At 69.5% G+C, this 23078-nt stretch carries 20 protein-coding genes and 1 pseudogene; 12 read left to right on the top strand and 9 right to left on the bottom strand.

Going from position 1 to position 23078, the window contains the following annotated elements:
* Window positions 1–215: 215 nt before the first annotated feature.
* The gene (gene cobT, locus IU459_RS22550; protein WP_324198987.1) at window positions 216–1295 is read left to right on the top strand and encodes a nicotinate-nucleotide--dimethylbenzimidazole phosphoribosyltransferase; all 1080 of its coding nucleotides are present in this window, start codon (window positions 216–218) and stop codon (window positions 1293–1295) included.
* A gap of 220 nt (window positions 1296–1515) precedes the next feature.
* Window positions 1516–2259, top strand: a complete 744-nt coding sequence (locus tag IU459_RS22545) for an adenosylcobinamide-GDP ribazoletransferase (RefSeq protein WP_195131546.1) — start codon at window positions 1516–1518, stop codon at window positions 2257–2259.
* Here IU459_RS22545 and IU459_RS22540 read toward each other — a convergent pair.
* On the bottom strand, window positions 2256–2522 hold the full coding sequence (locus IU459_RS22540; protein WP_195131545.1) for a hypothetical protein: 267 nt from the start codon (window positions 2520–2522) through the stop codon (window positions 2256–2258). The genes IU459_RS22545 and IU459_RS22540 overlap by 4 nt on opposite strands.
* Between IU459_RS22540 and IU459_RS40140 the strand changes: the two genes are divergently transcribed.
* Window positions 2406–2714 (top strand): Rv1535 domain-containing protein, encoded by a 309-nt coding sequence (locus tag IU459_RS40140; protein ID WP_369123099.1) that lies wholly within the window; start codon window positions 2406–2408, stop codon window positions 2712–2714. The two genes, IU459_RS22540 and IU459_RS40140, sit on opposite strands and share 117 nt — an antisense overlap.
* A gap of 29 nt (window positions 2715–2743) precedes the next feature.
* Here IU459_RS40140 and IU459_RS22535 read toward each other — a convergent pair.
* Window positions 2744–6991: pseudogene (locus IU459_RS22535) on the bottom strand (HAD-IC family P-type ATPase); the annotation flags it as partial.
* Between the two features lie 26 nt (window positions 6992–7017).
* Window positions 7018–7458 carry a hypothetical protein gene (locus IU459_RS22530; RefSeq protein ID WP_195131544.1) on the bottom strand — a complete coding sequence of 147 codons (441 nt, stop codon included), beginning with the start codon at window positions 7456–7458 and terminating at the stop codon, window positions 7018–7020.
* A gap of 417 nt (window positions 7459–7875) precedes the next feature.
* On the opposite strand from IU459_RS22530, the gene IU459_RS22525 reads away from it, so the two are divergent.
* Window positions 7876–8589 (top strand): MBL fold metallo-hydrolase, encoded by a 714-nt coding sequence (locus IU459_RS22525; protein WP_195131543.1) that lies wholly within the window; start codon window positions 7876–7878, stop codon window positions 8587–8589.
* A gap of 1 nt (window position 8590) precedes the next feature.
* On the opposite strand, the gene IU459_RS22520 is transcribed toward IU459_RS22525, so the two are convergent.
* The 3 genes from IU459_RS22520 to IU459_RS22510 all read right to left on the bottom strand — a co-directional run bounded on the left by IU459_RS22520 (window position 8591) and on the right by IU459_RS22510 (window position 11980).
* Entirely contained in the window at window positions 8591–9688 is a 1098-nt protein-coding gene (locus tag IU459_RS22520; protein ID WP_195131542.1) for a branched-chain amino acid aminotransferase, read from the bottom strand.
* A 275-nt stretch (window positions 9689–9963) separates the two neighbouring features.
* On the bottom strand, window positions 9964–11064 hold the full coding sequence (gene gcvT / locus IU459_RS22515; protein ID WP_195131541.1) for a glycine cleavage system aminomethyltransferase GcvT: 1101 nt from the start codon (window positions 11062–11064) through the stop codon (window positions 9964–9966).
* A 310-nt stretch (window positions 11065–11374) separates the two neighbouring features.
* A complete protein-coding gene (locus tag IU459_RS22510; RefSeq protein ID WP_195131540.1) occupies window positions 11375–11980 on the bottom strand; it encodes a GNAT family N-acetyltransferase in 606 nt (201 codons plus the stop codon).
* A 109-nt stretch (window positions 11981–12089) separates the two neighbouring features.
* Between IU459_RS22510 and IU459_RS22505 the strand changes: the two genes are divergently transcribed.
* Together IU459_RS22505 and IU459_RS22500 are read left to right on the top strand one after the other, a co-directional pair.
* On the top strand, window positions 12090–12887 hold the full coding sequence (locus IU459_RS22505) for a TetR/AcrR family transcriptional regulator (RefSeq protein ID WP_195131539.1): 798 nt from the start codon (window positions 12090–12092) through the stop codon (window positions 12885–12887).
* A gap of 9 nt (window positions 12888–12896) precedes the next feature.
* The gene (locus tag IU459_RS22500; protein WP_195131538.1) at window positions 12897–14408 is read left to right on the top strand and encodes a leucyl aminopeptidase; all 1512 of its coding nucleotides are present in this window, start codon (window positions 12897–12899) and stop codon (window positions 14406–14408) included.
* 160 nt (window positions 14409–14568) lie between these two features.
* Here the strand turns inward: IU459_RS22500 and IU459_RS22495 are convergent, their stop codons facing one another.
* Window positions 14569–14931, bottom strand: coding sequence for an oxidoreductase (locus IU459_RS22495; protein ID WP_195131537.1), 363 nt, complete (start codon window positions 14929–14931; stop codon window positions 14569–14571).
* A 259-nt stretch (window positions 14932–15190) separates the two neighbouring features.
* On the opposite strand from IU459_RS22495, the gene sucB reads away from it, so the two are divergent.
* The 5 genes from sucB (at window position 15191) to lipA (ending at window position 20697) form a co-directional block, all read left to right on the top strand.
* The gene (gene sucB / locus IU459_RS22490; RefSeq protein WP_195131536.1) at window positions 15191–16996 is read left to right on the top strand and encodes a 2-oxoglutarate dehydrogenase, E2 component, dihydrolipoamide succinyltransferase; all 1806 of its coding nucleotides are present in this window, start codon (window positions 15191–15193) and stop codon (window positions 16994–16996) included.
* A gap of 19 nt (window positions 16997–17015) precedes the next feature.
* Window positions 17016–17924 (top strand): TIGR01777 family oxidoreductase, encoded by a 909-nt coding sequence (locus IU459_RS22485; RefSeq protein WP_195131535.1) that lies wholly within the window; start codon window positions 17016–17018, stop codon window positions 17922–17924.
* Window positions 17921–18457 (top strand): GNAT family N-acetyltransferase, encoded by a 537-nt coding sequence (locus tag IU459_RS22480; RefSeq protein ID WP_195131534.1) that lies wholly within the window; start codon window positions 17921–17923, stop codon window positions 18455–18457. Before IU459_RS22485 ends, IU459_RS22480 begins: the two co-directional genes overlap by 4 nt.
* A gap of 442 nt (window positions 18458–18899) precedes the next feature.
* Window positions 18900–19646 carry a lipoyl(octanoyl) transferase LipB gene (lipB, locus tag IU459_RS22475; RefSeq protein ID WP_195131533.1) on the top strand — a complete coding sequence of 249 codons (747 nt, stop codon included), beginning with the start codon at window positions 18900–18902 and terminating at the stop codon, window positions 19644–19646.
* Window positions 19647–19656: 10 nt separating this feature from the next.
* The gene (gene lipA, locus IU459_RS22470; protein WP_195131532.1) at window positions 19657–20697 is read left to right on the top strand and encodes a lipoyl synthase; all 1041 of its coding nucleotides are present in this window, start codon (window positions 19657–19659) and stop codon (window positions 20695–20697) included.
* 205 nt (window positions 20698–20902) lie between these two features.
* Here the strand turns inward: lipA and IU459_RS22465 are convergent, their stop codons facing one another.
* Entirely contained in the window at window positions 20903–21514 is a 612-nt protein-coding gene (locus tag IU459_RS22465; protein ID WP_195131531.1) for a hypothetical protein, read from the bottom strand.
* 256 nt (window positions 21515–21770) lie between these two features.
* Here IU459_RS22465 and IU459_RS22460 point away from each other — a divergent pair, with 256 nt between their 5' ends.
* Window positions 21771–22052, top strand: a complete 282-nt coding sequence (locus IU459_RS22460) for a transposase (protein WP_195131530.1) — start codon at window positions 21771–21773, stop codon at window positions 22050–22052.
* Between the two features lie 490 nt (window positions 22053–22542).
* Here IU459_RS22460 and IU459_RS22455 read toward each other — a convergent pair whose 3' ends face one another.
* Complete coding sequence (locus IU459_RS22455; RefSeq protein WP_195131529.1) at window positions 22543–22797, bottom strand: hypothetical protein; 255 nt, start codon at window positions 22795–22797, stop codon at window positions 22543–22545.
* Window positions 22798–23078 lie beyond the last annotated feature (281 nt).

The raw sequence follows: 23078 nt of genomic DNA, 5'->3' as shown, positions 1-23078 counted from the left end.
TGCTTCGCGGCGAGTACCTGACACAGTGTCGGCGGGAGTTGCAGGACGCCGCGTGTATCCCCGCGCTGATCCTTGCAAGGAAACTCGGCTGCTGCGTCCGGGAGATAGGACGGAGTCGGTTCGCCGTGCGCCGTCCGGCCCGGCGACGGGGATGGGCAATGGCAAGATTGGGCGGCGTAGTCGGCGGGAACCGCCATGACCGGAAAGGCTCGATAGTGACGCACGGATTCGGACCGGTAGCGCCTCCGGACGCACAGTTTCGTGCGGCTGCCGAGCAGCGGCAGGCGCAGCTGACCAAACCCGGTGGGGCGCTGGGCCGATTGGAGGAGCTCGGCAACTGGGTGGCGGCCTGCCAGGGCGTGTGTCCGCCGAAGCAGTTCGAGCGCGCCCGTGTCGTGGTGTTCGCCGGGGATCATGGCATCGCGCGGCACGGGGTGTCGGCGTATCCGAGCGAGGTCACCGCGCAGATGGTGGCGAACTTCCTGGGTGGCGGCGCCGCGGTGAACGCGCTCGCGGCGGTGGCGGGTGCGACCGTGCGTGTCGCGGACATCTCCGTCGACGCCGACACCGACCCGGAGGTGTCCAAGCACAAGGTGCGGCGCTCCAGCGGGGCGATCGATCGCGAGGACGCGCTCACCGACGCGGAAGTCCACTCGGCCATCGCCGCGGGCCGGGCCATCGCCGACGAGGAGATCGACGCGGGCGCCGACCTGCTGATCGCGGGCGACATGGGCATCGGCAACACCACCCCGGCCACCGTGCTCATCGCCGCCCTCACCAACACCGAACCGGTTGCCGCGGTAGGCCGCGGCACCGGAGTCGACGACGCGGGATGGATCCGCAAGGTCGCCGCCATTCGCGACGCGATGCGCCGCGCCCGCCCGGTGCTGAAAGACCCGGTCGAACTCCTCCGCGTCGCGGCGGGCGCCGACTTCGCGGCCATGGCCGCTTTCCTGGCTCAGGCAGCCACCCGGCGCACACCGGTCATTCTCGACGGCGTCGTCGTCACGGCAGCGGCCATGGTCGCCGAAGACCTCGCCGCGGGGGCCGGCGCTTGGTGGCTGGCGGGCCACCGCTCCACCGAACCGGCGCACGCCCTCGCGCTGCGCCACCTGCGCCTGGAACCCCTGATCGACCTGGGCATGCGCCTCGGCGAAGGCTCCGGCGCCCTCGCCGCCCTGCCCATCCTCCGCTCGGCCGTGGCGACTCTCGCCGACATGTCCACCTTCGCCGAAGCCGGTGTCAGCACCGCCGACCCCGAACCGGCCGGCCCTGCGCCGAATCTCCGCAAATGAAGCCTCCGCGCGCCATCGACGCCCACTCGTCGAAGCCGGGTGCGGCCTCCACCCGCCGACAGCGAGTACGAGACGACCGAAACTCCACGCGGGCTCGAGACCGCGCGGACGGGAAGGTCCGTGGTACTGCGAGTGGCACACCATGGAGGGGCCTACTCGCGTTTTGCCGCAGCCATGTGCCACTCGGCGGGCGGCAGCGGGGGCTCGAAGGGGGGTCGGCGTGAACGGGATGCGGCTTGCTGTTTCGTGGCTCACGGTACTGCCGGTGCGTGGGCCGGATGATGTCGATCGGGCGGCGGGGCGCGCGATTCTGTTGGCGCCGATGGTGGGTGCACTGCTCGGGGCTGGGGCAGCGGGGCTGCTCTGGGTGCTGACGTGGGCAGGTGCGAGCGCTTCGCTGGCCGGTTTGCTGGTAGTCGGTGCGCTGGCGTTGGTTACGAGGGGCATGCATCTCGACGGTCTCGGCGACACCATGGACGGGCTCGGCAGTTACGGTCCGCCCGAGCGGGCCAGGCAGATCATGAAGGGCGGCGGGGCCGGACCGTTCGGTGTCGCGGGAATTGTGTTCGCCATTGGGGTGCAAGCGTTTTCGTTCGCGGCATTGGCCGATGCGGGCCGCTGGTTCGCGGTGGCCATCGCCGTGGCGACCGGCCGCGTCGCCGTCGTACTCGCCTGCCGGGGTACCACGGCGGCTCCCGGCACCGCGTTCGGCATCTTGGTCGCGAATACCCAATCCGCACTCGCCTCGGCGGGCTGGTCGGTGGCCGCGGTCGCGTCGGCGGTCCTGGCTGTGCCGGACCGCCCGTGGCTCGGTCCCGTCGCCGTCGTCGTCGCGCTGACCGCCTCGGCCATCCTCGTCCGGCACTGTGCCCGGCGCTTCGGCGGCCTCTCCGGTGACGTCCTCGGCGCCGTCATCGAAACCACGGTGGCGATCACCGCGGCAGTGCTGTCCCTTGCCGGCTAAGCGTCTTCGAGAGCTTCGCCGATTTCCTGGGCGACGCGATTGTGCTCGTTCTCCACCAGCCAATGACCGGCCGCGAGGACCACCGCGACGGGCCATTCGATGATCTCCGCCGCGGCCAGCGCGCCGAGCGCACCGTAGTACGCCAAATGCTCGGGCCGAGGGATGCGCACCCGCCCGACCACCGGCAGGTCCACCGCGAAACCATGCGCGGCCACCACCCGATCGACGGCTTCTCGATGGCTGGTCTGCAATTTTTCGGCCATTTGTTGCCTCCCGGTCATGATGTATTCGAGAGTTCGACTCCTGACGTCCGCACCGTGTCTGTCGTGATGACAACTGGTGTAGGGGCCGACTCGGATGCGTTGACGGGCGCGCTGACGCAGGTGTTGACCGTGCCGTTGCGCGAGGTGTACGCGGTGCTGTGGCGCCTCGGCGTCATCGAGATCGTCGACTGATCATCCTGTTGCCGACCGCCCGCGGCGAACAGCCGCGGAGCGATGGCGGCGACGGCGGTCGCGACGGCGGCCGTCGACAACGCCTGACACCAGCCGACGGGACCCAGCGGCGTGCTGCCGAGCAGTTGGCTCACGCCCGGCGTGCTGATCAGCGCACCGAGCACCACCAGTGAACCGGCCGCGGTGCCGACCACCAGCGGGCTGTGCGAATCGATGAGCGTCTGCCCCAACTGCGTCGCGACCAGCGCCACCAGCGCCACCGTCGACGCGCGCCGCCGCCGGCCCGTCAGCCTACCCAACACCCACGCGACCATCGCGGCCGAGGCGGTCGTCGTACCGCGCACCGCTACCGTCCGCCACAACGCGGCCCGGTCGGGCCCCCGGCCGGTATAGCGCAGCCGGGCACTCGGCGGGCTGACCGCGAGGGCCGCAGCAGGCAGCGCATCAGTCAGAACGTTGACCAGCAGCAATTGGCGCGTGTTCAACGGCGCCCGGCCGGTGAGCACGGTGCCGGCGATCGCGAAAGCCACCTCACCCGCGTTGCCGCCGAGCAGCACGGCCACGGCCGCCTGCACCCGCCGCCACAGTTGCCTGCCTTCGTCGAGGGCGTCCAGCAGCGAACGGATCCGCCCGTCGAGCAGCATGACGTCCGCCGCGACGCGGGCCGGGTCGCTGCCGCGCGCGGCCACGCCGATGCCGACGGTCGCGGTGCGGATGGCCGCCGCGTCGTTGGATCCGTCGCCGACCATGGCGCACACGTGACCCAGCCGCTGGATCGTTTCCACGATCTGCACCTTGTGCTCCGGTGACATCCGGGCGAACACCGACCGGCTCTGCACCGCCTGCTCCTGTTCGCGCCGGGACAGCGCCTCCCATTCGGGCCCGCTGATCACCTGATCGTCGTCGACGGGCAGGCCCACCGCGGCGGCGATCGCGGTGGCGGTCACGGGGTGGTCGCCGGTGATCAGCCGCACCCCGATGCCACGGTCGGCCAGCTCGGCCAGCACCTCGGCCGCGGCCGCGCGCGGGGTGTCCGACAGGCCGAGCAATCCGGCGAACCGAAGTCCGTCGCCGCATGATTCGGCGAAGTCGTCAGCGTCGTCACGTACCGATTGCGCCTGCGACGGCGAAAGCTGCCGGGTGGCGACGGCGATCACCCGCAGCCCCTCGGCGGCCATCTTGCGCACCTGCCGCTGTACCTCCTCGTCGGCGTCCGCGCACGCGGCGAGCACCACCTCCGGCGCACCCTTGATGGACAATTGTTCGCCGCACACGGATGCCGAGAACGGGCGACCGGACCGGAACGGCAAATGGGCCGCCGACTCGCCGCGGTCCAGGTGTCGCCCGGCCTCCGCGACCGCGCGATCGGTTGCGTGTTCGTGCGACTCGCCGTTGGCGTGTGGTGTGGCCCGCACGGCGTGGACGAGCACATCGTCGTCGGACAACCCGGTCGCGGCGTGCACCCTGGTCACCCGCAGCCGGTTCTCGCTGAGCGTCCCGGTCTTGTCGAAGCACACCACGTCGACCCGGCCGAGCGCCTCGACCGATCGCGGAGTACGCACCAGCGCGCCCGCGCGGGTCAGCCGCCGCGCCGACGCCTGCTGAGCCAGCGTCGCGACCAACGGCAGCCCTTCCGGAACGGCGGCCACGCTGACGGCCACACCGCTGCTGACGGCCTGCCGCAGACCGGTGCGCCGCAGCAACCCGAGCGCGGTGACCAGTCCCCCGCCGACAAGGCTGAACGGCCACGACTTGTTCGTCAGATCTTTGAGCTGGGTCTGCAGACCGGCGGCCGAGCCGTCCGGATGCGTGGTCGCGGTGGCACGGTGCGCCTGCGTCTGCTCACCGACGCCGGTGACGATCGCGACGGCGGTGCCCGCGACCACTGTCGTGGTGGCGAAAAGCAGGCAAGCCCGCTCGGCGACGGGCGCGGCCGGCGTGGCGCCGACCTGCTTGGACACCGGCAGCGACTCACCCGTCAACGACGACTCGTCGACTTCCACGTCCAGCACGCGGATGAGCCGCGCGTCGGCGGGCACTACTTCACCGGGCCGCACCTCGATGACGTCACCGGGCCGCAAGTCGGCGGCGTGGACCATCGCGTAGCGATCGGCGCCGACCAGCTTGCGAGCCGGTGGGTCCTGCGCGGCCAGCAGCCGCCGCAGCAGCCGTTCGGACCGGATCCGCTGGGTCGCCGCCAGGGCCGCGTTCCCGGCGAGCACCGACCCGACCAGGATCGCGTCGACCGGCGAGCCAAGGACCGCGCTGGCCGCTGATCCCACCGCCAGCACCGGGATCAGCGGGTCGGACAGTTCGTCGCGCATCGCGCCGGCGAAATCCCACACCGCCCGCCGCACCGGATCGATCACCGAGTGCGCTGGGCGGGCGGCCGAAACCAGCCACGAGCGCTTGCAGGCTCGGGCGGGTTGCGGCGGCGGCAGCACATGACCCACCTGTTCGACGGACATGGCGTGCCACTCGTGCCCACTCGCGGCAGGCGGCGGTGACGCCCCCAGAGCTCCGCGCGCGAGCCGATATCCCGTCCATGCGCCCGCGGCGGCCCCTGCGGTGACCGGAGCCAAGCCGCGGTCGCGCACCCCGGGGATCATCAGCAGCGCACCCAAAAGGGAAGCCCCGGTGGCGATTTCGACACCGCGTTCACTGGCTCGCCGAGCCGCGGGCAGTGCGTGCACGATCCGCCACACGCTGTCCAGGTCGTCGACGAGCAGGTCGGCGTGCCACGGTGGCGGCCCGCCCGCGGCGATACCGATCGCGACGTCGGCGTCGGCGAGTGCCTGTGGCGCGGAACTGGACACCACCGCGACCGTACGGCCGTCCTGTTGCAACCGGTGCACCGTGCGGGCGAGCGCTTCGTCGAGGGACCCGCGCACCGGATCGAGGTCGTCGAAGGACGAGCGCAGGTCGTCCAGTGTGTCGACGTCGACCGACACCACCTGGGCACCGCTGCGGCGCACTTCGCCGAGCACCGCCGACGCCAGTGGATGATGCGCGTACCGCACCAGCACCGCGCTGCCGCTGCCATTGCCGGACACCAGCCGTGGCACCGGCTGCCACCCGGATTGCAGTACACCGCAGTCCATTTGGTCCTGCGCCCACTCCCATACCGCCGCACGCTCGCGCTCGGGCACGTCGCGGATGCGCGCGACTCGCAGTTCGTCGCAGCACAATGCCCGAGGGTCGACGACCACGGCGTCGACCCGGTCGAGGCGCCGGAACACCCGGGGCCGCACCGGCAGCACGCCGTGCCGGTCGGCCAACCCGCGGGCGAGTGTCGCGGCGAACGACTCCCGGCTGGTGCGTGCCGCTTTGGGCGCGGCGACCGTGACGGCGGTGGCGGCGGCGTCGAGGTCGCCGGTGAGAATGCCGATCGCCGGTGCGGCGGCCGCCTGCGCCAGTCCGCTGCGGTCCCCCTGGCGCTCGATCGGTCCCGCTGGCAGCGGCTTCGGTCGGTGCGCGGGCCGGACACGGTCGACACACCTCGCATGTGGCGCAAGCCCGGGCTCGCGGCGTTCCCAGATGGTGGCCGCGGCGCGGGTCTCGGCGGCCTTCGCGAGGTGGATGAACAAGTCGACGCCCAGTGCGGCCGGTAATTGGGTGACGGTGTACGCGGCGGCCGTGGCAAGCCCGATCGCGGTATCGGCGGCGCCTGCGCCCAGCCGCTGTTCGACGGCGCGACGCAGCCGCGGCTGGTAATCGACGAGCGCGACAACGGCATTGAGGCCCGCTGGCAGCCGCCGCAAACCGACCACGCGGCCGGCCAGCGCGACACCCAAGCCGACGGTGTTCATCGCCGCCAAGACCATGCTGCCGGCCAGCACGGTGCCGTCGGCAGGGAGATCCACCGGCGGGTGACCGGAATCGGGGTGCAGATTCTCGGCCGCGGTCACCACGTCGCACAGTTCGTCGACGGTCGTCGTTTCCTCCACCTCGACGATGACGCGCGAAAGCGGGTAGTTGAGGGCCGCCGAGATCACACCACGATGCGCGCGCAGGGCGGCGAGTACCGCGGAGCCCACATCGTCGTCCGGCTCCCGTTCGGCGAGGCCCCGCACTTCGATCCAGCAGCGGTTGCCGCCACGCCAACGGCGCCGGGCCGGCTTACCGCCGAGCACTTCCGACGCGGCCTCGGTGATCGCCTCGATCACGCGGGCGGCAGGCGTCGTGCGCACCGGCAAGGTCGCGAACTCCACGCCCGCGGCCGTGACGACGGCAGCGGACCGCACACCCGCGTCGAGGGCGCGCAAGGGCAGTGACACGGAGGTCCGTACCAGCCCGCTCAGGTTCACGTCGACGGCTGAAGCTTGCTCGGCGAGCGCCGCGACCCGGCCGCGCTCTTACCCGCGGGCGTCCGACCGCCTTCAGCGCCTCGGCCGGGAGTTCGCTCGCCTTCCGGACGCGGCTCGAGCTGTCCGGGACGACCGGCGTCGGGCGCCGCCTGGCTGCCCGACCGCTGACCGAGCTGCCGGATCACCAGTGCGGTGCCGCCGACGCCGAGCAGCACCGGCCAGTCCACCAAACCCGCGGCGCCGATCGCCGCCAATGTCAGCGCGGCCGCCGGTGTCGAATGGCTGCCTCTGCTCAGCCCGTTCTTCACACCGGCCGCGGCACCCTGCACGCCGCCGACCACACCGTTGACGGCGGCGCCGCCCACGGCCCCGGCCGCGGCCGTCGTAGCGTTGGCCGTCCAGCTGATCACGTTTACCGCGCCTTCGGAAATGTTCATCGCCACTCCGTCGCGTTCACCGTTCAGTCACTAACGAGCAAACCGAAGTTTACCCCCGAGACACCGTTATGGTGCGCAGAGCGCCGAAGAAGTGCCCTCGAGCTTGCCCACTTCCCGCTAAGCGTCCTACCTGCGCCGTCTCATCCAGAACGCAGATATGTCACTAGGCGGTAACCACTGCGAACCGCCGTTGGATGGAGTAGCTTTCGATCCACTATCCGACGATGTCGATCCGATTGGCCAATTCCCGGCAATCGTCCAGCACAAGCGCGGCCCGGTCGCGCGGACCTGGTCGACGGCGTCCTCGTCAGAGCACCTGAACATCGATCCAGTTCGGCCGGGCCGGTAGTCCGATGCACTGGAATTTTTCCGGCCGCGGCGCGCGAAGCGTCTGGGTCGGGCAATAAGGTGTGCTGTATGTCTTCTGAGCGCCTGTATTTTCGCCAGCTGTTGTCGGGACGCGACTACGCCGTGGGCGATCCGATCGCGACGCAGATGCGCAACTTCGCGTATCTGATCGGCGATCGGGAGACGGGCGAGTGCGTGGTGGTCGATCCCGCCTACGCCGCGGGCGACCTGGTGGACATCGCCGAAGGAGACGGACTACGGCTGAGCGGAGTGCTGGCCACCCATCACCACCCCGACCACGTGGGCGGCACGATGCTCGGCTTCACCCTGCGCGGCGTGCGGGAACTACTCGAAAAGACAAGCGTCCCAGTGCATGTCAACGCCAAGGAGCTGTCGTGGGTGGCCAACGTAACCGGGATAGCCGAGAGCGAGCTCACCGGTCACGAGCACGGCGACAAGGTCACCGTCGGCGCTTTCGACATCGAATTACTTCACACGCCCGGGCACACGCCGGGCAGCCAATGCTTTTTGTTCGACAACCGGCTGATCGCCGGCGACACCCTGTTCGTCGACGGCTGCGGCCGCACCGATTTTCCCGGCGGCGATTCGGACGAAATGTTCCGCAGCCTCCGCTACCTCGCCGGACTCGCAGGCGACCCGGTTGTCTACCCGGGCCACTGGTATTCGGAGGAACCCAACGCGGCGCTGTCCACTGTCCGGGACAAAAACTACGTCATGCGTCCGCAGACGCTGGAGCAGTGGCACATGCTCATGCCGGGCTGAGTCACATCCGGCGCATCCACCCGTGGATGTCGGCGAAGGTTCCGCGCTGGATGCCGGTGAGGGTGTCGCGCAGGGCCATGGTGACTTCGCCGGGCTCGCCACCGCCGATGGTGAACTCGCCGTCGCCGGAACGGACCCAGCCGACCGGGGTGATCACCGCGGCGGTGCCGCAGGCGAAAACCTCGGTGATCTCACCGGATTCGGCGCCCTTGCGCCACTCCTCCACGGAGATCTTGCGCTCCTCGACCGGGTAGCCGGAGTCGGCGGCCAGGGTCAGCAGCGAGTCGCGGGTGATGCCCGGCAGCAGCGAGCCGGACAGCTCCGGGGTGACCAAACGCGCCTCGGAGCCGGATCCGAAGACGAAGAACAGGTTGTTGGTGCCCATCTCCTCGACATAGCGGCGCTCGCACGCGTCCAGCCACACCACCTGATCGCATCCCTTGGCCGAGGCCTCGGCCTGGGCGAGCAGCGAGGCGGCGTAGTTGCCCGCGACCTTGGCCTCACCCGTGCCGCCCGGAGCGGCGCGCACGTATTCGGTGGACAGCCATACGCGCACCGGCTTGACGCCGCGCGGGAAGTACGCGCCCGCCGGGGAACCCAGCAGCAAGTACTTGTACGAGGCGGCGGGCTTCACACCCAGGCCCGCTTCGGTCGCGAACATGAACGGCCGCAGGTACAGCGATTCCTCGCCGCCCGCGGCGGGCACCCAGTCCCGGTCGACTTCGAGCAGTTGCCGCACCGACTCGATGAACAGCTCGTCGGGCAGCTCGGCCATCGCCATGCGACGAGCCGACCTGCGGAAACGCGCCGCGTTGGCGTCGATGCGGAAGCACGAGACGCTGCCGTCGCTCTGGCGGTAGGCCTTGAGTCCCTCGAAGATGGCCTGCCCGTAGTGGAACACCATCGTCGCCGGATCCAACGACAGCGGACCGTATGGCTCGACCCGCGCGTTCGTCCACGCGCCGTCGACGTAATCGATCGAGACCATGTGGTCGGTGAAGTACCGTCCGAACCCGGGCGCCGCCAGTACCTCTTGTCGCCGCTGCGCCGGAACGGGCGCGGGATGCGGAACACGGGTGAACTGTGCGGCAGCGGTCATGGCGACGATACTATCCGGACCGATCCGGCCATCTACTCACGGTCTACGCCCTACTTGCCAGGTAACTGCCCGGTCGCACGCCGCGCTCGATTACCCGGCCGCCGCCCGCCGGCCGGTTCCCAGCGTGGCAGGGTTCCGGCCGATTCCGCACACCTGTCGCGATTGCCAGCCGGCCCTGCCCTGGCGGCTCCAGCGCCGCAGGGTTCCAGCTGGTCCCTCTGACGATCCGCACGGCCCGCTGTCCGCGGGGCACGACCCTGCTGCGCGGACGCCGACTATTTGGTCTTGGTGTCCACAAAGGGAGGGTGGACCACTTCGCAGCGCAGGCGGCGGCCGCGGACCTCGACTTCGACCTCGGCGCCGGGCTCGATCGCCGCCGCGGTGTCCAGCAGGGCCAAGGCGATGCCTACTTTGAGGGTGGGCGAGAAGGTGCCGGAGGTGGTTTCACCGACCGGCTCGCCCTCGCGCAGCACCGTCTGCCCTTGCCGCAGTACGCCGCGGTCGAGTGCCTTCAGTCCCAGCAGGATTCGGCGCGGGCCGGCCGACTTCTCCTGCTCCAGCGCGGCTTTGCCCCAGAACTCCGGCTTCTTCCAGCCGACCGCCCAGCCGCAGCGCGCCTGCACCGGCGAGATCTCCAGGGAGAGTTCATGCCCGTGCAGCGGGTAGCCCATCTCGGTGCGCAGCGTGTCGCGCGCGCCGAGCCCGGCGACCTGCCCCTCGGCGGCGCGCACCTGGTCGACCAGGGCGCGGAACAACGGTTCGGCGTCGTCCCAGCGCGGCAGCAGCTCGTAGCCGTGTTCGCCGGTGTAGCCGGTGCGGCACACCCGGACGGGGCGGCCGTCCCATTCGGCGTCGGCGTAGGCCATGTACTCGAGGTCGGTAGGCAACCCGAGTTCCGTCAGCACCTCGGCGGAGCGCGGGCCCTGCACGGCGAACACGGCGTAGTCGCGGTGCTCGTCGGTCACGGTGATGCCTTCGGGCGCGGCCTTCCGCAGTTCCGCGACGACCGCCGCGGTGTTGGCCGCGTTGGGCACCAGGAAGATCTCGTCGGCGCTCACGTAGTAGGCGATCAGGTCATCGATAACTCCCCCGTCCGGCGCGCAGCAGAGCGTGTACTGCGCCTTGCCCGGACGGATCCGGCCGAGATCGTTGGTGAGAGCCGAGTTCACAAACGCCGCGGCGCCGGGCCCGCGCACGATCGCCTTGCCCAGATGGCTGACGTCGAACAGCCCGACCGTCGTGCGGACCGCCTGGTGCTCGGTCACCGTCCCCGCATAGGACACCGGCATCTCCCACCCGCCGAACGGCGCGAAGGTGGCATCCAATTCGACGTGCACGGTATGAATAGGTCCTTGCAGCAGGCTCGTCTCGTTCACCCGCCGAGCTTATCCGGGGCCGAGGCGTTGGCGTGGCGATGCTCGCCGGGCTCGTCCCCGCGATCGCCGATAAGCCGCACGCTCTCGGCGACGGGGGCCGATGACCACAGCCGGCACATTGGTGGCACCGCGCTAGGAGCGAAACCACATGGGGTGCGGGGCCGCCGTTCTCCGGGAGCGTGCGGGTTGCCCCACCTGACCCTTTGCCACGATGCCGCGCCAGCGCGTCCGGCACTGGGAGGCCCCGCCGCGATCTGCTTTTCCGCGACCAGGTGGTTCGAGTCGCGATCCCGCACGGGCGCGGCTGTCTCTAGGGGCGAAACCACATCGGGATGAGGGTCGGACCGTTCTCGGGGAGCGTGTGCGTCATTCCGGTGCGAGCGAATCCGGACCGGCTGTACAGGCGAGCGGATCGTTCCGTGCTGGCTTCCAGGAATGCCGGGACCGATGCTTCGGACGCCGCTTTCAACCGATCGGCGAGGATCGCCGCACCTGCCCCCTTCCCACGATGTTCCGGCATCGTGACGATAACTTGCAGGTACCGGTGCGGAAACTCGCGCGGATGTTCCCTCGCGAGCAGGTCGGTCAGGTACGCGACGCGCTCCAGCACCCGCATGCCCGGAGCCTGATCGGCGCTCGCCCGCATCTCGGCGGCCTCGTCGGCGAACCGCTGGACCGACGTGACGTGCTGCCAGATCGAGACCGACCAGATGTCTTCCCCTGCGCCCGCCACCCAGATTTCGTCCTCCCACAACGCGCGGTCGATCAACCCCGGCACGAAAGCGGTCCGGACGCTCGCGTCGGGTTCCCCTTCCAGCACCCAGGCCGTCACCACCTCGTCCGCGCTGGCCGCGCCGAACGCCTCGATGAGCGCGTCGCGGTCGGTGACGGTCGCCCGCCGAACGGTGATCTCCATTGCCGTCCCTTTCAATGTGAACATCGTGTTTGCTCGCAAATTTATGCAGGCCATAGGCAGCTTGCTAGTATTTCGTCACACCTGTTCGTGTGTCGAAATGGGAGCCGCCATGACGTGCGCCATCTGCCGCGACGAACTCGCCCAGCCCGCCCGCGGCCGTCGGCGCAGGTACTGCTCCCGTTCCTGCCAGGCCCGCGCCTACCGCGCCCGCCGCGCGTCCGTCCCCGTCCGCCGCGCGACCCGCCCCACCCGGCTCACCAAAGTCGGCATCACCCGCACCGCTGTCGAACTGGCCGACCGGGACGGCATCGATGGCCTCACCATGCGCCGTCTGGCCAGCGCGCTCGGTGTCGCGACCGCCAGCCTCTACCGTCATTTCCCCGACCGGGAAGCGCTGCTGGCGAGCATGGCCGAGTTGGCGCTGCACGAGATCCCGCCGCCGGGGCCGCACTGCCGTGGCTGGCGTCGCCGGCTGCGGCACGAAGCGCAGGAGGAATGGCGCCTCTACCGCGAGCACCCGTGGATGCTGCCGCTGCTGGCGCGCACTCGTCCGCCGGTGAGCCCCCCGATGCTGGACATCCTGGAACGAAGCTTCGCCGCACTCGACCGTGCCGACCTGGACCGGCAGACCGTCGTCGCGATCTATCTCGCGTTGTCGGGGGTGGTCCAGGGACTCGCGCTGCTGTGGAGTTCGGAGCGCGTCGACCGTCTCGGTGATCCGCGAGAAGCACCCGCGCTGCGCGACGACTGGGCCGAGCTGCTCGACCCCGCGGTGCGTCCGGTCCTGCACCGCTTCTTCGGCGACGAGAACTCCGGCTTCGCCATGGACTTCGACGACCTCCTCGCCGCGGCGGTGGAACTGCTCCTCGACGGCGTCGCGGTGCGCCATCCGGAACCGACCGAATAGCCTGTGCCAATGACCGCTGTTGCAGATCGCTCGCTCGGACCGGAACTGGCACGCACCGAGACCATCGGCGCGGACACCGATGTGCTCGTCATCGGGTTGACCTCCTCGGAGAACGGACCCAGCATCGTGCCCGAGGACCTGTTCGGCGACGTGCTCAACGCCGAGGTCCGCGCGGAACTGCTCGACCAGCTCGGCGCGGTCGGGGCGAAAGGCAAGGCCGAGGAGCTCACTCGCATTCCGGCCCCGGCCGGGTTGGACGGGGTGTCCAGCGTGCTCGCCGTCGGCCTCGGCGCCGCCGACAAACTCGACCCCGAGCAGATCCGCCGCTCGGCCGGCGTCGCGGCCCGTGCGCTGTCGGGCACCGAACTGGTCGTGACCACGCTCTCCGGCCTGGATCTCGCCGCCGCGGCGGAGGGCTTCTACCTGGGCGCCTACTCGTTCACGCCGTTCCGGTCGGACAAGTCCGCGCCCAAGCCGGACGAGCAGCCAGTGGCCCGCGTCGAACTGCTGGTGCCGGAGCCGGGATTCGGCGAGGAGACGCTGTTCCACGCACAGGTCACCGCCGAAGCGGTCGCCACCGCGCGGGATTTCGTGAACACCCCGCCCAGCCACCTGTTCCCCGCCGAGTTCGCCGCCCGCGCCCAGGAACTCGCCGAGGCCGCCGGACTCACCGTCGAGCTGCTCGATGAGAAAGCCCTGGAAGCAGGCGGTTACGGCGGCGTGCTCGGGGTCGGCAAGGGCTCTTCGCGCCCGCCGCGGCTGATCCGGATCACCTACGCGGGCGGGCCGAAGAAGGTCGCGCTGGTCGGCAAGGGCATCACCTTCGACACCGGCGGCATCTCCATCAAGCCCGCGCAGAACATGGAGAACATGACCTCCGACATGGCCGGCGCCGCGGCCGTGATCGCCACGACGCTGCTCGCCGCCCGGCTCAGCCTGCCGATCACCGTCACCGCCACGGTGCCGATGGCCGAGAACATGCCGTCGGCCACCGCGCAGCGCCCCGGCGACGTGCTCACCCAGTACGGCGGCACCACCGTCGAGGTGCTCAACACCGACGCCGAGGGCCGCCTGATCCTGGCCGACGCGATCGTGCGCGCGAGCGAGGACGAGCCCGAGTACCTGATCGACGTGGCCACGCTGACCGGCGCGCAGATGGTCGCGCTCGGCACCCGCACGCCCGGCGTGATGGGCACCGACGACTTCCGCGACCGGGTCGCCCGCATCTCCCGCGAGGTCGGCGAGAACGGTTGGGCCATGCCGCTTCCCAGCGAGCTGCGCGCGGATCTGAACTCCAAGATCGCCGACCTGGCCAATGTGGCGCCGCACCGGTGGGGCGGCATGCTCTCGGCCGCGCTGTTCCTGAAGGAGTTCGTCCCCGAGAACGTGCAGTGGGCCCATCTCGATGTCGCCGGTCCGGCCTACAACACCGGCGGCCCGTTCGGCTACATCGGCAAGGGCGGCACCGGTGTCCCGGTCCGCACGCTGATCGCGGTGCTCGAGTCCATCGCCGCGGAGTGACGTCGCGGTGCGTCGTCCGGGGGCGACTCCGGACGACGCACTCCGCCCCTCAGCGAGCTCTGCGTACGTGACTTCGGTCTAACCGGGCCCTCCCGTTCGTCTCCGGAACCCTCCGGCAGCGGGTTGTGGGAAACCGGGGCACAACGGACAACTCGACCGCTCAGTTGTCGTACAGATCCCGCTCCATCGCGCGCTTCCGCTCCACCCGCTTGCGGGCGTCGTAGTCGCGCATCCGCTGCGGATATCCGGTCTTGCGCACGTCGTAGACGGGGATGTGCAAATCCTTGGCAAGCCGTTGCGCCCCACGCTCGCCGACGATCCGGCGCGTCCATTCGCCATCAGCGGCAATAAGCACGACTGTGACATCGGTCACCGTGGTCTTCGGCTCGACGTAGCCCTCGACGCCCACGTGTGTGCGCACCCAGTCGGCCAGGTAACGGGCGTCCTCCCCGCGCACCGAACCCCCACGTAGACCGCCGCCACCCCGGGCCGCGCCGCTGCGGAAACGATCCAGCAAACTCAACGACGCCGACCTCCTTTCCTGCACCGGAGAATGTTCACCGCCGGTCTTCCCATACTGCCAGCTCCGCGCAGTTCGCCGCCCTGTGCTACATGGCTTGCGAGCGAGTGCAAGGATGGACCGCGGTACAAGAACCACACGGATCTCCGGTGCCACGCACAATGATCGGTGGCTTCCGGCCGCCCGGCGCGACCAGCACCGGGTGTCCGCAGCGAGATCAACTGTTGTAGAACCCGTCGAGCAGTCAGAGGAGTCAACGGACATGGCCTTCTCCGTCCAGATGCCCGCTCTTGGTGAGAGCGTCACCGAGGGAACGGTGACCAGGTGGCTGAAGCAGGAAGGAGACACGGTCGAGGTCGACGAGCCGCTGCTCGAGGTCTCCACCGACAAGGTCGACACCGAAATCCCGTCCCCCGCGGCGGGTGTGCTGTCCAAGATCGTCGCGCAGGAAGACGACGTGATCGAGGTCGGCGGCGAACTCGGTGTCATCAGCGAGCCCGGTGAGGCGGCGTCGGCCGCGCCCGCGCCCGCTCCGGAGGCCGCGGCTCCCGCTGCCCCGCAGGAGGCGCCCGCCCCCGCGCAGGAAGCGCCCGCGCCCGAACCTCAGGCTGCTCCCGCCCCCGCCCCCGCCGCCGCGGCCGCGCCCGCCGATGGCACTCCGGTGAAGATGCCCGAGCTGGGCGAATCGGTCACCGAGGGCACCGTCACCCGCTGGCTGAAGTCGGTCGGTGACGAGATCGCCGTCGACGAGCCGCTGCTCGAGGTCTCCACCGACAAGGTCGACACCGAGATCCCGTCGCCGGTCGCGGGCACCCTGCTGGAGATCACCGCGCAGGAAGACGACGTCGTGCCGGTCGGTGGACAGCTCGGCGTCATCGGCAGCGGCGCTCCGGCGGCTGCCGCCCCGGCTCCCGCGCCCGCCCCGGCACCGGCCCCGAAGCCCGAACCGGCACCGGCCCCGGCTGCTGCGGCGCCCGCTCCGGCTCCGGCTCCGGCTGCTGCGGCTCCCGCTCCGGCTCCGGCGCCCGCTCCCGCTCCGGCACCTGCTGCGGCCCCCGCGCCCGCTCCGGCACCTGCCGCAGCCGCCGCCGCTCCGGCCGCTGAATCCGCCAACGGCGCAACCCCTTACGTCACCCCCCTGGTCCGCAAGCTGGCCGAAGAGCACAAGGTCGATCTCGCGTCCATCACCGGTTCCGGTGTCGGCGGCCGCATTCGCAAGCAGGACGTGCTCGCCGCCGCCGAGGCGAAGAAGGCCCCGGCTACGGCTCCCGCACCGGCTACGGCTCCACCCGCCGCCGCGAAGGCGCCCTCCGCCCCCGCCGTGGCGCGCCCGCAGCTGGCCCACCTGCGCGGCACCGTGCAGAAGGCCAACCGCATCCGCCAGATCACCGCGACCAAGACCCGGGAGTCGCTGCAGACCACCGCGCAGCTGACCCAGGTGCACGAGGCCGACGTCACCAAGATCGCCGCGCTGCGCAAGCAGGCCAAGGCGACGTTCACCGAGCGCGAGGGCGTCAACCTGACGTTCCTGCCGTTCTTCGCGAAGGCGGTCGTCGAGGCGCTCGGCGTGCACCCGAACGTCAACGCCAGCTACGACGAGTCCACCAAAGAGATCACCTACCACGCGTCGGTGCATCTCGGCATCGCCGTCGACACCGACCAGGGCCTGCTGTCCCCGGTCATCCACAACGCCAGCGACCTGTCCCTGGCCGGTCTGGCGCGCGCCATCGCCGACATCGCCGATCGCGCCCGCAACGGCGGCCTCAAGCCCGACGAACTGGCCGGTGGCACCTTCACCATCACCAACATCGGCAGCCAGGGCGCGCTGTTCGACACCCCGATCCTGGTTCCGCCGCAGGCGGCGATGCTGGGCACGGGCGCGATCGTCAAGCGCCCGGTCGTGGTGACCGACGAGACCGGCAACGAGTCCATCGGCGTCCGCTCGATGTGCTACCTGCCGCTCACCTACGACCACCGCCTGATCGACGGCGCCGACGCTGGTCGCTTCCTGACCACGATCCGGCACCGGCTCGAAGAAGCGGCGTTCGAGGCCGATCTCGGCCTGTGAGGAAGGTCCCGCGGCACGTATGAAGGTGGTGATCGCCGGCTCGTCCGGGTTGATCGGGACGGCGCTCGTCGCGGCTCTGCGCCGCGACGGGCACGACGTCGCCCGGCTGGTGCGCAGAACGGCGGCGGGACCGGACGAATTCGCCTGGAACCCCACCCGCGCCGACCTGGACCAGCGCGCGCTTCGCGGCGCCGACGCCGTGGTCAACCTGTGCGGCGCGAGCGTCGGCAGACGCCGCTGGACCGGCAGCTTCAAACAGGAGTTGCGCGACAGCCGGATCACGCCCACCGACGTGCTCGCCGACGCGGTCGTCGCCGCGAACGTGCCGGTGCTGCTCAATGCCAGCGGCGTGCACTATTACGGCGGCGCCACCGGCGACCGGGTGGTCACCGAAACCTCCTCCCCCGGTTCCGGTTTCCTGGCCACCCTGTGCCGGGACTGGGAGAACGCGACCGCGCCGGCCGCCACGGCCGGTGTGCGCACGGTGCTGCTGCGCAGCGCGGTCGTCCTGTCCCGCGCCGGGGGCATGCTCGGCATGCTGCACCCGCTGTACTCGCTCGGGTTGGGCGGTCGGCTGGGCAACGGACGCCAGTACACGCCGTGGATTTCGATGGCCGACGAGATCGGCGCGATCCTGTTCGCACTTACACACGACGCGGTGTCGGGTCCGATCAACGTGGTCGGTCCGGCACCGGTCACCAACGCCGAGTTCAGCCGTGCGCTGGGGCGCGCGCTGCACCGGCCCACTCCACTGGTGGTTCCTTCGTTCGTGTTGCGCGCGCTGGTCGGTGAGCTGGCGCAAGAGGCGATCCTGCACGGCCCGAGGGCGATCCCCACCGCGCTCGAGGAGGCGGGCTACCAGTTCCAGCATCCCACCATCGGCGCGGCGCTGGCCGCCACGGTGGGACGATCCGGAGACGATCGATGACCGACCGACTCGACACCAGGCCCGTCACCGTCATCCGCGACGCGACCCTCGACGACCTGCCCGCGATTCTCACCATCCACAACGCGAACATCGCCACCTCCACCGCGATCTGGGACACCGAGCAGGTCGGCCTCGACAACCGCGTCACCTGGTACCGCGATCGCACCGGCGCCGGTCTGCCCGTCCTGGTCGCCGACATCGACGGCGAGGTGGCGGGGTATGCGAGCTACGGCCCGTGGCGCACCAAGTCGGGTTATCGCTTCACCGTGGAGAATTCGGTCTATGTCGACGAGCGCTTCCACCGCCGCGGCATCGCCAGCGGCCTGCTCACCGAACTCATCGAACGCGCGCGCCGCGCGGGCACGGTGCACGCCATGGTCGCGGCCATCGAATCCAGCAATACCGGGTCGATCCAGCTCCATGAGCGATTCGGGTTCCGCACGGTCGGCGTGTTACCCGAGGTCGGCCACAAGTTCGGGCGGTGGATGGATTTGACCCTGATGCAGCTGACGTTGCCTGTCACGGTCGACTGAGACAGCGGTCGGCACTGCCCGTACCTCGTTGGTTCCCACCAAGCGTCGGGCGCCGCGAGGAGCTACCTCAGGTGCGTTCTACCCCCACTTCCCGGGTACGCCGCCAGCACGCTGCATTGCGATACTCGCGGCGCGGCGCGCTGCCCATCCGCGGCGCTATTCGCACAGCATCCGGGTTCCCTGCCACAGGCACAAACTCCGACCGTCTCCGAGTCAGGACTGCCGTGCAGAGGGTCGGCTACGCGATCGCCGCTGTACCGCCCTCGTCGTATCCGCGCTGGCCCGCAGCCCCATTCGAAGACCGGGCCATTGCGCCGTGACCGTTCGCACGCTCAGCGCCGAGCATCCGTCCAGCTCCGCCTCGGCTAACCTGATCGACCTGTGGTGGTTCCCACAACCGGACAGTGGAATCGGACATCCCGGTGGGCGTACCGTCTTGGCTGTGAACCACACGCGCACGACCCTGTCCGCCCGATTCGATACGACCCCGATCGTGGTCGAGGATCTCGGACTCATCGACTACCACGCCGCCTGGGACCTGCAGCGCACCATCGCCGAGCAGCGCGCCGAGGGCAACGGGTCCGATCATCTGCTGCTGCTCGAGCACCCCTCGGTCTACACCGCGGGCCGCCGCACCGAGACCGAGGATCTGCCGATCGATGGCAGCCCGGTCGTCCAGGTTGACCGCGGCGGCAAGATCACCTGGCATGGTCCCGGTCAACTCGTCGGCTACCCGATCGTGCGCCTGGCCGAGCCGGTCGATGTCGTCAACTACGTGCGCCGTCTCGAGGAGGCGCTGATCAGCGTCTGCACCGGGCTCGGCCTCGTCTGCGGCCGGGTCGAGGGCCGCTCCGGGGTCTGGCTGGCCGCGACCGAGCTGTACGCCGAGCGCAAGATCGCCGCGATCGGCGTGCGCGTGCAGCGTGGCATCGCCCTGCACGGTTTCTCGTTCAACTGCAACTCCGCGATGGACGGGTTCCAGGCCATCGTCCCGTGCGGTATCCGCGACGCGGGGGTGACCACCCTGACCCGCGAACTCGGCCGCGAGGTGACCGTGGCCGAGATCAAGCCGCTGGTGACCGACGCCGTCATCCGCGCGCTCGACGGCGAACTGCCGGTCACGGAGCACATTGTCTCCCGTCCGACCCCGGCCGAGACCGCTCCGCAACCCCCGACCGCGACGGCGTAAGGTCGATCAAGTGACCTCAGTCGACACCCCGACACCACACGGCGCGGCCGCACCCAACGGCCGCAAGCTCCTGCGCATCGAAGCCCGCAACGCGGAAACCCCGATCGAGCGCAAACCCAAGTGGATCCGCACCCGCGCCACCATGGGCCCCGAGTACTCCGAACTCAAAGGCCTGGTGAAACGCGAGGGCCTGCACACCGTCTGCGAAGAAGCGGGCTGCCCGAACATCTTCGAGTGCTGGGAAGACCGCGAGGCCACCTTCCTCATCGGCGGCGAACAGTGCACCCGCCGCTGTGATTTCTGCCAGATCGACACCGGCAAACCCGCGGCTCTCGACCGCGACGAACCCCGCCGCGTCGCCGAGAGCGTCCAAGCCATGGGCCTGCGCTACTCCACCATCACCGGCGTCGCCCGCGACGATCTGGACGACGGCGGCGCCTGGCTCTACGCCGAAACCGTCCGCGCCATCAAGCGTTTGAACCCCCACACCGGCGTCGAACTGCTGATCCCCGACTTCAACGCCGACCCCGGCCAACTCGCCGAGGTCTTCTCCGCCCGCCCGGAAGTGCTGGCGCACAACCTGGAAACGGTCCCGCGCATCTTCAAGCGCATCCGCCCCGCCTTCCGCTACGAGCGCTCCCTCGCGGTGCTGACCGCCGCCCGCGAAGCCGGATTGGTCACCAAGTCCAACCTCATCCTCGGCATGGGCGAAACCCCCGAGGAAGTCACCCAGGCCATGCACGACCTCCACGAGGCGGGCTGCGACATCCTCACCATCACCCAATACCTGCGCCCGTCCCCCCGCCACCACCCCGTCGACCGCTGGGTGAAGCCGGAGGAGTTCGTCGAGCATTCCCGGGTGGCCGAGGAAATCGGCTTCGCAGGGGTGATGGCGGGGCCGCTGGTCCGCTCTTCTTACCGGGCAGGTCGCTTGTACGCCCAGGCGATGGCCCACCACGGCCGCGAAATCGCTCCGGAAATGGCTCACCTCGCCGAGGAAGGCACCGCCTCCCAGGAAGCCAGCTCTGTCCTGGCCCGCTTCGGCTCCTGACCACTTACCGCGCAGTTTCGGCCCTCGCGCGCTCTTCATGCGCGAGGGCCGACGCATGTCGAACCGGGCTGCACCGTTCGAATGCCACATTCCAGCACTCCGCCCACAGCGCCCGTGAGACCTCACACGAGCGTGAACGCCCGCTCATGCCGAGTTCAGTGTGTTGCCGCCAGAATTTCGCTATCCCTTCGGACGAGGCAGCGCGCTAGCAGAAGTCGAGCCACCACCAGCCGCCCGCCAGCTCCATCGTGGGGCAGATCGGTTCGCCGAACCCGTCGTACGGTCCAGGCTCGGGTGTTCCGACGAAATGCCCGTAGCCGAGAGCATCGTCGGGGATCCCGATGTAGTCGGGCACGAACCGCACCGGCTGTCCACCACTGGTGCCGATCACTGCCACTTTGCAGTTCGCCGAAACGAAACACAGGTGCCGAGGCAGCTCGACACCGTAGTAATCGACTTTGTGATGCTCCGGCAGCTTCATCGCCGCGACAGCGGCGAAGGCTGGTCGCTCGACCCAAAACCTGGTCCACGCAGCAGCTTTCGGGTTGAAAAAGAGAAGAACCGATCCGCCGACCCCGATCAGTGCGAGTACCGCGGTTGCCACCAGAGGCCACCGTCGCGTGTCACGGGCAGCCAGAAACAGTACCAGCACGAAGCAGGCCAAGACAGTCACGAACACTCCCAGCAGCAACGGCAGGGCGAAAATCCAGAACTCAGTGAATAGCCAACCGCTATGTAGCGTTACGCCGAGCGCAATCATGGCAATGACCAAGGCGCACAAGGGTGCAGCGGAGGATCGGAGAGCTTTGACGAACACGACAGCGACCTTATATCGGCGATGTGCACGGTTTGCGCCGGAATTGTGAGGATTATGTGAGCGACCGCGTTCGTTCCGTTCCGAACGTCCGCCAACCACGACCGGCCGACCTGTAATGCCGCATGCCGCGCAGACCGAACCGGCCAGCGCCGGGGATGACCGGTTCGGTCAGCGATCTTGAGACCCCGACGCCCTCGCTCCCGAGCATCGGGCCCGCCTCGACGCGATCCTGGCCGCCAGCCCGTAACTTGCCGCGTTGACCGGGCATGTCCGCGATTTCGCCGAGATCATCGCCCAGCGGCGCGGGCGAGATCTCGAACAGTGGATGACCGCCGTCGACAACGATGACCAGCCAGCCCTGCACTCGTTCGTCCGAGGCTTGCGCCGCAACCAGGACGCGGTCACCGCCGGGCTGACCATGTCCTGGAGCAGCGGAACAGTCGAAGGGCACGTCAACCGCATCAAGATGCTCAAACGGCAGATGTTCGGCCGCGCGAAAATCGACCTTCTCAGGAAACGAATTCTATTGAGCGACTGAATATCCCGGCATGCGACATCACCAAATTTGTGCCCGATCCAGCATTGGCGCGATGTTGACACCCCGTGCTACCGAGACGTTGGGAGGGGCTTTTGCCGACTATCCCTGGTTACGTCATGTGGTGGCATCCGAACGAGTGAGCGCGATGCAGCGGCTGTTGGTGGGACACGTCGGGTTGAAACACGGTCGGGTCTGGGTCGCCGACGATGGTCACGCGGTGGCGGTGTGGACGCATCCCGACACGGACGGGGCTGCGGCTATCGGCGCAAGGCAAGGGTTTTGGTAAAGCCATCGCATTGCCCGGCATGCAAGCCGCCGAGCAGGCCGGTGTCCCTGCGTTCCTGGAAACCTCGGATGAGCGCAACCTACGGTTCTACCGGCGGCTCGGCTTCGAAGTGACTGCCGAGGTGGCCGCGACGCACGGGCACCTGACCTTGCACCTGTGCGCGTCTGTGGTCATGAAGCCCCAACCTTCGGGAGGTAGCCGGGTTCAAGAATGAGTCGGCGGAATATGGAAGCGCTCGTGATTGTGGAAGCGGCCGTGGTCATGAATGCAACTGGGGTCACTGACGCGCAACCCGTCACGCACGCGCGTCTTCTCATCGATGCAAAAGCCGTCATCCCGAGTCGGCGGCGCCTCGGCAGTCGCCGTCACCGCGCTCGGCGCCCCGATCGCCGCGGCAATCAGCGCTACAACCAGGGTGCGGCGTACCGGCGCGGCAGTCGCGGGAATTGTTCGCCCCATTGGGTTCCTTCCGTTGCGGGATCTCACACCGTTCTATCAGCGCACGCAGCATGGCAACACCCGCCGATTCCAGGGGCGACTCGACGATCATCGACCGCGGCCCCTTCCCCATCGACCGGTCAGATCCCGGTCCAGTACGGCGAGTTGGGCTCGCACCTGTGCCTACAGCGACGAATCTCGTTCCAGCGAAGCTGGATAGGCCGCCCACGTCGCGGCCGTCTACTGCGGCTATCCACCAGCCGAGGATGGCCGGGTCTCGAGATTTGCGGACGGCGGCGCGC

The sequence above is a fragment of the Nocardia amamiensis genome (assembly GCF_015477605.1).
In the GTDB taxonomy this organism is placed as follows: domain Bacteria; phylum Actinomycetota; class Actinomycetes; order Mycobacteriales; family Mycobacteriaceae; genus Nocardia; species Nocardia amamiensis_A.
This window is presented reverse-complemented; position numbering and strand designations above follow the sequence as displayed.

Bases quoted from the DNA above. Each gene is read 5' to 3' on its own strand.
- IU459_RS22500 (WP_195131538.1), top strand. From the start codon at position 12,897: ATGACCGCTGTTGCAGATCGCTCGCTCGGACCGGAACTGGCACGCACC.
- IU459_RS22520 (WP_195131542.1), bottom strand. From the start codon at position 9,688: ATGACCGCTGCCGCACAGTTCACCCGTGTTCCGCATCCCGCGCCCGTT.
- IU459_RS22540 (WP_195131545.1), bottom strand. From the start codon at position 2,522: ATGGCCGAAAAATTGCAGACCAGCCATCGAGAAGCCGTCGATCGGGTG.
- sucB (WP_195131536.1), top strand. From the start codon at position 15,191: ATGGCCTTCTCCGTCCAGATGCCCGCTCTTGGTGAGAGCGTCACCGAG.
- IU459_RS22455 (WP_195131529.1), bottom strand. From the start codon at position 22,797: ATGGGGCGAACAATTCCCGCGACTGCCGCGCCGGTACGCCGCACCCTG.
- IU459_RS22480 (WP_195131534.1), top strand. From the start codon at position 17,921: ATGACCGACCGACTCGACACCAGGCCCGTCACCGTCATCCGCGACGCG.
- IU459_RS22510 (WP_195131540.1), bottom strand. From the start codon at position 11,980: ATGGAGATCACCGTTCGGCGGGCGACCGTCACCGACCGCGACGCGCTC.
- IU459_RS22505 (WP_195131539.1), top strand. From the start codon at position 12,090: ATGACGTGCGCCATCTGCCGCGACGAACTCGCCCAGCCCGCCCGCGGC.
- IU459_RS22530 (WP_195131544.1), bottom strand. From the start codon at position 7,458: ATGAACATTTCCGAAGGCGCGGTAAACGTGATCAGCTGGACGGCCAAC.
- IU459_RS22525 (WP_195131543.1), top strand. From the start codon at position 7,876: ATGTCTTCTGAGCGCCTGTATTTTCGCCAGCTGTTGTCGGGACGCGAC.
- IU459_RS40140 (WP_369123099.1), top strand. From the start codon at position 2,406: ATGCTCGGGCCGAGGGATGCGCACCCGCCCGACCACCGGCAGGTCCAC.
- IU459_RS22485 (WP_195131535.1), top strand. From the start codon at position 17,016: ATGAAGGTGGTGATCGCCGGCTCGTCCGGGTTGATCGGGACGGCGCTC.